The 11,256-nt window shown below is 31.7% G+C and carries 8 protein-coding genes and 2 pseudogenes; 7 read left to right on the forward strand and 3 right to left on the reverse strand.

Going from position 1 to position 11,256, the window contains the following annotated elements; genetic code table 11:
* From JZO83_RS11725 to JZO83_RS11750, 6 genes and pseudogenes are all read left to right on the forward strand, one after another.
* Positions 1–565, forward strand: a pseudogene (locus tag JZO83_RS11725) (M protein trans-acting positive regulator); the annotation flags it as partial.
* A gap of 174 nt (positions 566–739) precedes the next feature.
* Positions 740–1,137, forward strand: a pseudogene (gene tnpA / locus JZO83_RS11730) (IS200/IS605 family transposase).
* Positions 1,138–1,732: 595 nt separating this feature from the next.
* Complete coding sequence (locus JZO83_RS11735; protein ID WP_207115852.1) at positions 1,733–2,578, forward strand: WxL domain-containing protein; 846 nt, start codon at positions 1,733–1,735, stop codon at positions 2,576–2,578.
* Positions 2,579–2,692: 114 nt separating this feature from the next.
* Complete coding sequence (locus JZO83_RS11740; RefSeq protein ID WP_347401521.1) at positions 2,693–3,733, forward strand: DUF916 and DUF3324 domain-containing protein; 1,041 nt, start codon at positions 2,693–2,695, stop codon at positions 3,731–3,733.
* Positions 3,734–3,743: 10 nt separating this feature from the next.
* A complete protein-coding gene (locus JZO83_RS11745; protein ID WP_207115853.1) occupies positions 3,744–6,743 on the forward strand; it encodes a WxL domain-containing protein in 3,000 nt (999 codons plus the stop codon).
* A gap of 78 nt (positions 6,744–6,821) precedes the next feature.
* Positions 6,822–7,169 carry a hypothetical protein gene (locus tag JZO83_RS11750; protein WP_207115854.1) on the forward strand — a complete coding sequence of 116 codons (348 nt, stop codon included), beginning with the start codon at positions 6,822–6,824 and terminating at the stop codon, positions 7,167–7,169.
* A 520-nt stretch (positions 7,170–7,689) separates the two neighbouring features.
* Here the strand turns inward: JZO83_RS11750 and JZO83_RS11755 are convergent.
* From JZO83_RS11755 to JZO83_RS11765, 3 genes are all read right to left on the reverse strand, one after another.
* A complete protein-coding gene (locus JZO83_RS11755; RefSeq protein ID WP_207115855.1) occupies positions 7,690–8,289 on the reverse strand; it encodes a recombinase family protein in 600 nt (199 codons plus the stop codon).
* Positions 8,290–8,418: 129 nt separating this feature from the next.
* A complete protein-coding gene (locus tag JZO83_RS11760) occupies positions 8,419–9,009 on the reverse strand; it encodes a recombinase family protein (protein ID WP_207115856.1) in 591 nt (196 codons plus the stop codon).
* 232 nt (positions 9,010–9,241) lie between these two features.
* The gene (locus JZO83_RS11765) at positions 9,242–10,099 is read right to left on the reverse strand and encodes an arginase family protein (protein WP_207115857.1); all 858 of its coding nucleotides are present in this window, start codon (positions 10,097–10,099) and stop codon (positions 9,242–9,244) included.
* 77 nt (positions 10,100–10,176) lie between these two features.
* Between JZO83_RS11765 and JZO83_RS11770 the strand changes: the two genes are divergently transcribed.
* Complete coding sequence (locus tag JZO83_RS11770) at positions 10,177–11,004, forward strand: helix-turn-helix domain-containing protein (RefSeq protein WP_207115858.1); 828 nt, start codon at positions 10,177–10,179, stop codon at positions 11,002–11,004.
* Positions 11,005–11,256: the final 252 nt, after the last annotated feature.

Here is an 11,256-nt window from a genome sequence, read left to right on the forward strand (position 1 = left end):
TCAAGGAAAACAAGAGATATTCACTTTTCTCTTATCGTTTTTTTTATCAAGGAAAATAAATGAAGTAATTAGTCCTATATGGAACAAGCAATTAAAAGAAGAGAAACAAATAGTGAAAGAATTCTACCCTATTGAATATAATCGCTTTGTTAATTTCATAATAAAGCGAAATAAGGAACTACGATTGTTTGATGATAATATCGAAGATATCGCAACTAGCTTAACAATGTTAATGGAGATTTTGTTAACAAAGTACTCGGTTTCTAAAAAAATCATATTCATTTTGGAAGGAAATCATTTGTTGATTCAATTAATACGAACCCAAGCTCAGATATTCTTACAATCAAAGTACGATGTATTTTTTGTTCCAATCGAGTGTCAGACAGAGAACTTTCTTTCTGGACAAGATGTTGATTTGATTGTAACAAATTATCGACCTTATCTTTTAGATTATGTTATAAAAAAAGATTACTTATTAATCAATAAGGTTCCTGATAAGCAGGATTGGATAAATATTATTACTTACTTGAATCCGCTGATGAGTAAAGTCTTTCATAACTATTAATTATTTAAAGCATACAAAAAGCCTGTCAGGCAGCTTTTTGTATGCTTTTTTAGTTATTGACTTTAGTCAGTTTCGTTTGCGTAGCGTACAAAAAAAACGTGCGTTTCTACGCGTGGACGAAATAGTTTTAGCGATAAAAGTTTAGTACATACGAGATGGAATTGTAAGGTTCACATAGTCTTTAACCCGAAGTATCGACGAAAAATGATTTATGGAAAGTTAAGAGTAAGTATTGGTCAGATATGAAGAAAATTGTGTGAGATGAAATACGTTGAAATCATTGAAGCTCATGCAATGCCTAACCACATTCATATGTTAGTAAGAATACCGCCAAAGATTAGTATTCTAGTTTTATGGGCAACTTAAAAGGACAAAGTGCAACCTTAATCCATGAAAAACATGCGAATTTGAAATATAAGTATGGGAATAAAAGCTTTTGGTCCAAAGGATACTACGTGAAAACGGTTGGATTAAATCAAAAAACAATTGAAAAATATATTCGAGAATAAGAAGCAGGTGGTCGAATTAGAGATAGTATAAGTAAACAAGAGTATGTAGATCCATTTAAATAGTTAAAGAGAGATAGGGGTGTGAGAGATTGGTGGTCATTTAAAAAGTCCCTTTTAAGGGGCTAGCGAGTGGTGAGCCCTTCTAGGGCTATTAAATTATAGTAAAGTGGGTTCACAACTGGGTGAAAAACATGGATTTCCTATTTTTTTTTATTGTTGTAATCTTAATCTATAAACTGATTGATTTAATAAGTTTAAATTTAAGCTGTAATAGGAGGGATAAAATTTTGAGTTTTTAATAAATATTTTAAACCGAGGTTTCTTGGGGTGATCGTATGTTATGTGATTTTAATTTTTTTCACGCTAAATGCAAAGGCCGTAGAATTAGATGTAACGAAAACAGAAGGTACGATTAGATTTTATGGTATTTACGAACCAGTTGGAAAACCATCCCCTCCCCCTCCCGATTTAACATCCCAAAAAATTTGGAATAATGGCCCGCAGAATCGAAAACATTTACCAAGAACTAATTTTTTCAGTTCTTATACGAATTTTTGGATAGGCTTAACTTTAATTATTTTGGGATACGAATTATTAAAGAGGAGAAATAAGACCTAAAGCAACAAACATTTAATAGAAAGAAAGTAGGAATATTTTTATGAAAACCATACGTTTATCACCTATCGCTCTACTACTATCCACTATCCTAGTAGGAGGACCGATTTCAGCTTTTGCAGATGAGACAAGATCGGTAATCACGGAGGGGGAAATTCAATTTGTAGCGGATGAAGATGGCGAACTAATAGTTATACCACCAGTTGGACCGGAAGGCGGCGGTCCAGATGTTGAGCTTGAACCAGAAATTCCAGGTACGACAGGGCCTTTATCAATTATGAAAGCCGCAACAATTAGCTTTGGTTCGCAAGTAATCTCAAACCAAGATCAAACCTACAGTATGGTTGCTGAATTACAACCTCTTAAAGAAACGGGAGAATTAGTACCATATGTTTCATTTGCACAGGTCCAAGATTTGCGTGGAACAAATGCGGGATGGGATTTAAAAGTTAGCGTAAGTGACTTTAAGTCAGATACACAAAACAATGTTTTATCCGGAGCAGAAATTACTTTTGTAGATTCAATGGTTCGTTATGAAGGACTTAATCAAAATAATGCCCCTACTGGTCATACAAAAGGATTAAAGTTAATTCCTAATGTTGGATCAGTTTCCGTAATGACTGCTGAGACAGGAAAAGGAGCCGGATCCTCATCTATTGTATGGGGAAATCAAACAAATTTAAACGAACAATTTTCATCTTCAAATGTAGAGGTTGTTACTAATAATGCTATTCAATTATCTGTACCAGGTTCAACAGCAAAAGATGCTACAAGTTATGAAGCCAAGTTAACTTGGGAACTAATAACAACACCAGAAGAAGACGTTGAAGATGGTGAAGACGGGGGGGATGACGTAGACAACACTGTTGTAACAAATAGAAATATTTGAGTACGGGAGAAATAATAGAAGATAGCAATATAGATTTATGTGGAGGATAACGAATATAGTAGTATTACAAAATTTGTGATACTACTATTCTCAAAGAAAGAGGTTGAAATTTAAGTGAGAGATATTGATACATACGAAAGATTTTATTTTAAAAGTTATATAGGTGGAATTCTTTTAATATTGACAGCTATATTTATTCCGCTGAAAGTAGTAGCTGCTGAAGAGTCATTAGACTTTTATGTTACTCCAGAATTTTCTGAAAGCCAAGTTGATGGAAACGTAAGATACTTTGACATGAATGCTGAGCCAGGAAGTGTTCAAAAGTTGACTCTAAATCTAAAAAACGGTAATGCTAGAAAAAAGAAAGTACAAATAACAGCACATACTGCATTTACCAATGTATTAGGTTCTGTGGAGTACGGAAAAAATGCTGAGTTTATTGACCCTACGTTAGAGCATTCTTTAGAAGATTTGATTGAGCCAATTGAGCCAATTGAGCTTGCTGCCAATGAATCTAAAAATGTTGAAATTACTTTGAATATGCCTACCGAACAATTTAATGGTTTATTAGCCGGAGGGTTGAGAATTGCAGAAATAAATGACGATATTGGAGAAGAGACTAAGGAAGATAGCCTTACACTTACAAATGAGTTTGTTTATATCATTGGAGTATTAGTAAGCAACAACCGATCATCTGTGCAACCATATTTAGAATTACAAGATGTTTTTGCAGATCAACTTAATTATCATAATGTAATAAGCGCACAAATACAAAACATAACACCCACATTTATTAATAAATTAGTAGTTGATGCAACTGTAAGACGAAAAAATGAGAATGAAATTTTGTATCGCACTCAAAAGGAAAATATGCAGATGGCGCCAAACTCTAGTTTCAATTTTCCGATTTCTTTAAATGGTGAAAAATTTGAAAGTGGAGACTATATTTTAGAACTAGTTGCTCAGTCTGGAAAGGACATTTGGGAATGGAAAAGAGAATTTGAAATAGAGACGGATGTTGCAAGGGAGCTAAATCGCACAGATGTAACGGTTACAGATAATAATGAATTAAATACATTGGTTGTTTCCATATTACTTATTATTTTAATTCTTACAATTATATGGTTATTTTTAAAATCTAGAATAAAGGAGTAGACTATAAAAAATGAAGCTACGAAGAATCATAGTAAAAGTTACAATACTATTTGTTTTTATTCAAAATATAATACTCCCTATAAATTTTACTGTAGGTTATTTGTATGCAGATGAGAATAAACCTATATTAGATGAAATGCTAGATTCTTCATGTCCTTCAAAAGATCATCCAGAAAATAAAAAAGAAGACTTTTATTTTGAAGAAACACAATCACAATACTTAGCTGGTGAAGAATTTACTTTGATTGTTAAAACAAGAAACGTGACAACAGAGTTTGAGATCAGTATTCCATTAGATTCCAAAATAATAAATGATAAAACATCAGATCAAGCAATAACCAATACAGGCGATGGAAAATGGGTTATACAATCAAGTATACCTAAAAATTTATTTGAAATCAGAATTAATATAGAACATTCTGGAAAACATACTTTTTCTATTGATGAAGTAAAACATAGTATAGAAGTTCAAGAGTGGAATGATAACAAAGATAGAGAAGCCGCAGCTCATAATAAGGACCAAGACATTAATATAAATGAAGATAGAAATGAAATGAACAGCAGCATTATACAAGAGCATGAAAATTACTCGAATCAAATAGGTTTGGAAGAAAATAGTGATTTGAAAGATAATAAGAAGAATCAATCGAAGGTTAACGTTATTGGAAATCCAACTATAAAGGATGTTGCTAGTTGGGAAGAATTCATTAAGGCTTTTTCAAACAAAGAAATTCATACAATAAACATAATTGCGGATTTTGAAACACCTAATAATCCTAGAATAGGTATTGAGAATATCACTGAAGGAAATACTGACAATGTACCTAATTCCGAGCGCTTTGTTCGGTTAAGGGAAGCTTCCATATCTAGAAAAGTTATAATTGAAGGGAATAATCATCAAATAGATTTTCGGTCTATTATGTTAGGATTTGAAAATAGAACTGTAAGTCAGATTTCTCCATGGGATATAGAAATAAAAAATCTAACTATTTACCACGGTAATTGGTATGGACCTATTTCGTTGGTAAATTTGAGTGATTCCAATCAACGTACATCCAAAATGACATATTATAACATTACAAATTATGGGAATCAGCTATTACATGCTCCGTATACAGATATATACATCAAAGGAACAGTTGTAAATCATCAAGTACAATATTATACATCCAAGTTTCGAGAAAACTGGCAAATATATACTACCCATCAGGCAAATTTAGAGGTATCTAATGTAGAGATTTCAGAAAATGCTACACTTGATGTAAAAACAATTGGTGCTGGGAATATTGATGTCTTAAATGGTGGAACCTTGACTTTAAAAAAGAATTCGACTTTACTAGCTGAAGCAAATGGTCATGCGGGAGAAATTGAAGGGGTAAATATTCTTCTTAGAAATGGAAATTTTATAGTGGAAGAAAATGCTCGTGTTGAATTGAAAACACAAAATAAAAGAGGAGGGATTAGTCTTTATTCATCGAATTCAAAGGTCAGCATTGGAAAAAATTCCTATGTAAGTGTAGTTTCTTCAGGTGATAAAGATAATAGAAATGGAGTATGGTGGAATGCTATTTTTATGAATGGAGGTAGTAAATTTGAAATAGATGATGGTGGGAAACTGCATATTCAAGGAATAAATATGGGAGCATCAAGTTCAAATATTATTGAAGTACAGGGTAGTGCAGACTTTAGTGTTGGCAAGGATGCAGTTATAGATATAACAAGTGATAGTACGTCAAATAATCAAAGTATTATGAATTTTACTAGCTCAAATTCAAAATTTAAATTTGTAGATGCAAAAAGAATCAATTTACAGCGTGTAAGTGAAATATCAGGTACATCTACGGAAAATGGGTTGATAAGAATAGCAGGAGATAGCGGTTTACTAGAAATTGATATTCAGACAGTTAAAATGTGGGCTAGAGGGAACTATAATGCTGTGCATCCGACCTATACATGGACACCAATCTTTAATTTAAATTTAGTTTATTCAAATTTTACATCTAGGATAGAAAGTGTTTCATCAATTAACCAAAATATAATTACGGATTTTGAAAGGTTTTTTACCACTCAGAATGTGCAAAGAGTTTTGTTTGAAAAGATACCTGATGTAAAAGTAACAATAGATGCTTTGTCGGAAGATTCTGTAGCTTCAAATTCAACTACTATTACTGGAAAATCGAATCCATTTAGTTATATACGTTTTTCAGGAGATTCATCCATACCTTCAGGAAGTATTCTATCCCCAAATACTTCTGAAAGTGAGAAATTTCATACTATCGCCGATCATAATGGAGATTATAATTATACTTTACCGCAAGGATTAAGATTTTCTGCAGGTAATGAAGTTACGGCCTACGCTTTTTTAAACGGAAAAGATGGTATCGCTAGTACTATAGTAGAAGGAAAGAAAGCTACTCCGGATCCTATCGACCCAATCAATCCTGAAAATGAGGTCAATCCTGAAAATAAACCAGAGGTTCCTGAATATCAAGGATTGTTGAGTCTCGATTTTGTTTCTCAATTCGTATTTGGAGAACAAAAAATTTCTGCAAATGATAAAATTTATTATGCTAATTCACAAAAAATTTTAAATGACATGGGAAATAATTACATTGGCAGCCGTCCTAATTATATCCAGATAAGTGATCGTCGAGCTAATAATAGTGAAACAGGTTGGGAATTGTCAGTAACACAAAACAAACAATTTACAGATTACAGAGGAAATGAGCTTTTAGGAGCAAGTATAGGTATGACTAATCAACAGCTAGTTACTAACATTGGAGGAAATAGTCCTTCATTACAGGAAACGGATGATATAACTTTAGTCCCTAACGTAAAGCATGTATTATTAAAAGCTCAAGAAAATACAGGAAAAGGAACCTGGATTTATCGCTTTGGTGATTTGGAAACGGCGAATAAAAGCGTATATTTAAAAATCCCCAAAGGTTCAAATCCGGATGCAACGGCATATAATACTAATTTATTGTGGACTTTAAGTATAGTTCCTTAAAATTGAGGTTTAGTGTATACAAAATAAAATTAGAATTTAATGTTATACACGATAATCTAAGAGAAAAGAGATACTAAAATGGATTATATTTATGGCTACCCTAAGTATATTGAAGACTTTTGTAAAGAATTTAATAGATACGAAATTACCTCAGGCCCATTTATTGAATATATAGAGCAACAGATTGGGGAAATTGAGAAGTGTATTGAACAAATTTCTCAAGATAATTTTTGGAAATCTATTTCTATAATATTAGGAATAGATGCAAAACTATGTTTAGCATTAGAATTACTGGAAATTTGTGACTTTTCAGATGAAGAGATGATAAGAATTATAAGTAACGATTATAAATCTTATTTTAAAGAACTTAGTGGATATAATTTACGTGAAAAAACAAAACCGTCTCTTTTTTTTAATATTTTATAAATATTTTTAAATATATGAATGAAGATAACATAAAGTCAAACTATATCAAATCCAGCATAAAATATTGGCAAGCACTCTTAACTTATATCGAAAAAACGACAGTGATAACAACTTCCACTTACTCAAAAGAGTCATTAACGAAATATGGTGATGCTGTTGAAGGAGTCCTTATGAACAGCACATTAAATGGAGTAGGAATTCCTCAAAAAAATATGAAGTGGATTCATTTCTCTCAAGTAAATCGTACAACCGATGAACGAAGAAAAGCATTCTTAAAAGAATTACCTAAGATGCTCTAAACTAAAATGCAGTAGAATATTATGTATCAATTTCTATAGAAATTAGTTTTCCTAATCACCATATAAGTGAAGACAAATGAATTAAAATTATGCCAACTAATTTAGTAAAAGAAAAAATATGTTTTTGTATAAGAGAGTTTTACTTCTTTTAAGAATAGCCTAGTTTTTTTGAAGCGAGTTGCCAAAAAGTATAACATTAAAAGAATGTACACGAAATAGGTTCAGATCTCTTTTTTGATACGGTAGATTGTTTGTCTTGTAATATTGTAGTCTTTCGCAATCTTTGAAATAGCAACCCCCTTATTAAGATCCTCAACGATGCTTTTATAAACAAGGCGACGTTGGGGATCTTTTGCGTCCGCACTGTATAGCTTAGGACGGCCTTTATAAACACCATTAGCCTTAGCAATCTTAATTCCTTGTGCCTGGCGTCGTTTGGATTCTTTACGTTCCTGTTCGGCAATCATGGCCAATATTTGAATGATTAAGTCTTTAATGAATTTATCCAGGAGTGGATTTCCAATTGCTTCCGCCATTATAGGTAGACTAGTAATGATCAGCCGGATGTTATTATTTTTTAGGTAATTAACTGAAGCGATAATTTCATCATAATCTCTACCTAATCGATCAATGGCTTCTACAATAAAAGTATCTTGTTCACGTACAGAATCTAAAGCCTTTTGAAAAATTGGCCGTTCTGAAATTGTGGCTTCAGATTGTTTTTCAATAAAAATTTTTTCTGCTCCAAATTGTTTCATTTCTTCAATTTGGCATTGTTCATTTTGATCAAGAGAAGAGACTCGAATATATGCAACTTTCAATTTTTTTACCTACTTTCTCGAACTATTTAAAATACACCCTAATCACACACTAGAAATCGAGATTTTTCAATGATCCGCTAGTGTATATTTAGGGTACACTGCCTTGAAAAATAAGGAAACACCCAAGGGTTACTTAGGTGTTTCCTTATTTTTTTCTTCTATTTTGTTGAGGTAACGATAAATAGTTGTTCGAGAAACATTCCAACGTTCCGCAATTGTCTTAATAGGAGTACCGTTATCAACTAAGGTTTTTAGTAAGTCTGAATCTTGATCAGTTAGTTTTTCAGGCCGTCCACCAAAACGACCTCTTGCACGAGCAGCTTCTCGACCAGCAGCCGATCTTTCCAAAATCAAATTGCGCTCAAATTCTGCAAAAGCCGCAAATAAATGAAACATAAGTTGTCCAGTAGAGCTAGATTTATCCATTGTAATATTTTCTTGAAGACTATGGAAACTTACACCACGTTCATTCAATCGATTGACGATCGAAATCAAATCTTCCATATTTCTTCCTAGCCGATCTAAACGCCAAACTACGAGAATATCTCCAGAACGAACAAAATTGATGGCCGTTTCTAATCCTGGTCGATTACTTTTTGCACCGCTCATATGATCGGTAAAAATTTTCTCACAACCAAATTTGTTTAAACTATCTTCTTGTAAATCTAAATTTTGTAATCCAGTAGATACTCGAGCGTATCCTATTTTCAAAATAATCACTCCTCATTAAAATCTATTGTACCATAACTTTATTTATATAGTTTAATTGAACATAGATTTTGGCATGGGTTTATGAACACGGAATGAATTGTTTTTTTGAAAAATATAGACAAAAAACAAAGTGTTCAGAAACGGACGATATTCTGGACACTCTGTTTTTTAGGTTCTCGCATATTTAAACTTTTGAAACTTTAAAAAAAGTATTATAAACTTCATTTTATTGTAGAAAAAATTATTGATTAAAGATACTCAATTTATTGAGTAATTTCTTCAATTCTATGGCGTCCCAAGGTAAATATTCTGCTATAGTTAGTCCTACAATTTCATTATTATCAAATAGACTAGTTAAAATAGTTGTGACTTCTAATAGAGACATATTTCCAGCGCTTGATGGGAACTTGTCTTGTCCAGGTTCTGAGAAATAAACTGATCGGAATATATTTGGATCTAAAACATCCAAATCGAAGTGGATTGCAATTTTTTTGAATTTATTTTTATTAATCCATTCTTGGATTTCAGCATAATTCAAATGTTTATCTTGTTGAATCGTATAATTAATATCTAGGTCAGATAATATATTTTTTTCTTCAAAGTTGGGTTCTTGCAAACCTACATACAGAATAGAATCTGATGATAGTGGATTTTCTACTATTTTTGACAGTTCTGGATCTCCCATACCCAATAGGTTGCCTAGAACCATTGCATGTTCATTGTAATATATTTTTGGAGTTGATATATCTGGATGCGCATCAATCCAGATCACACCTAATTCCTCTTTGTATTTACCTTTTAAATAATCAAGTGGAGCTTGAGATACTAAGCAAGTCCCTCCTAATGTGATGATTTTTTCAGGTTGCTCTTTTTCCAGGATTCTTTTTGAGACTTGAACATTCTCTTTCACAACTTTCTGTGCGATCACATTATTTTCCTTTAACAATGATGCAGTATTAGGATACTCAATTGGCAGCCGAACTTCTTTTTGATTTTCATTTTTGGGGGCTAACCAAGATAAAAGTTCTGCGCCAAAATAATATTCTGGCTTATTCCCACCTTGCCAATCAGCAGCTAGTATTCGTAAAGTTTTAGTCATAATATTCTCTCCTTTGTGTTAAACTACTTTTACAATAAACTATGACGTTACTAGAGGGTCAAGAGGAGAGACTTTGTATGAAATATTTATCAATTGGGAAAATGTCAAAACTGAGTAATATCTCTATTCGAACTTTAAGATACTATGATCAAATCAACTTATTTAAACCAGAATATATAAATAAAGAAAACAACTATAGATATTATTCGATCCAACAATTATTCTATTTAGAAATAATCAAGTATTTGAGAAAATTAAAAATGCCTATTAATGATATTAAAAATGCCATGTCGCTTTCGCCTAAACAATTAAATTATTTTTTAGAAAAACAGGAAAAAGAAATAAATAGTCAAATAAATGAGTTAAATCATATAAAAAATTTACTTGAAAATCAAAGAATAGAACTTAGTTTTCAGAATGAATTGTTAGATAAGACTGAAGGAAAGATTTATCGAAGGATGATTAAAAAGAGAACAATTGTAAAGCAGATTTGTAATGGAAAAATTACACCTTTGACTCAACCAGATCTTTATTTTTCAGAGTTATATCATCTACTTGAAACGAATAGTTGGGTTCCAAAATCTTATCAATACAATTGTTCATTTACTTTAAGAAACTATGACTCATTGGATGAAATAAATTATAACTATCTTTTTATCAATGTTTATCCAACAGAAGATCCATCTCTACATGGTATGACAGATGAAATAGCTGAGGGAGAATACTTATGTGTTAAATTTAATTGGAATGTGCAGAACTATTTGAAGAACTATCTTGTCCTTAAAGAAGCATATGAAAATTTAGGTTGTAAGGGGAATCCAATTGTTTACGAGGTTTCTATGGCAAATCATTTTGATAGTTCACATGATGGGGAATTTGTTAGTGAACTTCAAATAAAAATTTAAGTATGATTATTATGAATATTATTAAAAAATAAATTATTCTTGTCCGTACCATATATGTGAAAAATATCCAATTAATGTCTATCTAGGGTACACCCAAATTTTACAACGATAAACCTCTTGTTTGTATCATTTTTATACCGCACTATTTCATACGAATGTTCCATGCACTCCAATTACAAAGAGGGCTAGAAAAAATTATATATCATGTTAAATGTTAAATTTAATATGGTTTACTAATTGTTAATATAACTA

This window comes from Enterococcus sp. DIV1298c (assembly GCF_017316315.1).
Taxonomy (GTDB): domain Bacteria; phylum Bacillota; class Bacilli; order Lactobacillales; family Enterococcaceae; genus Enterococcus_B; species Enterococcus_B mangumiae.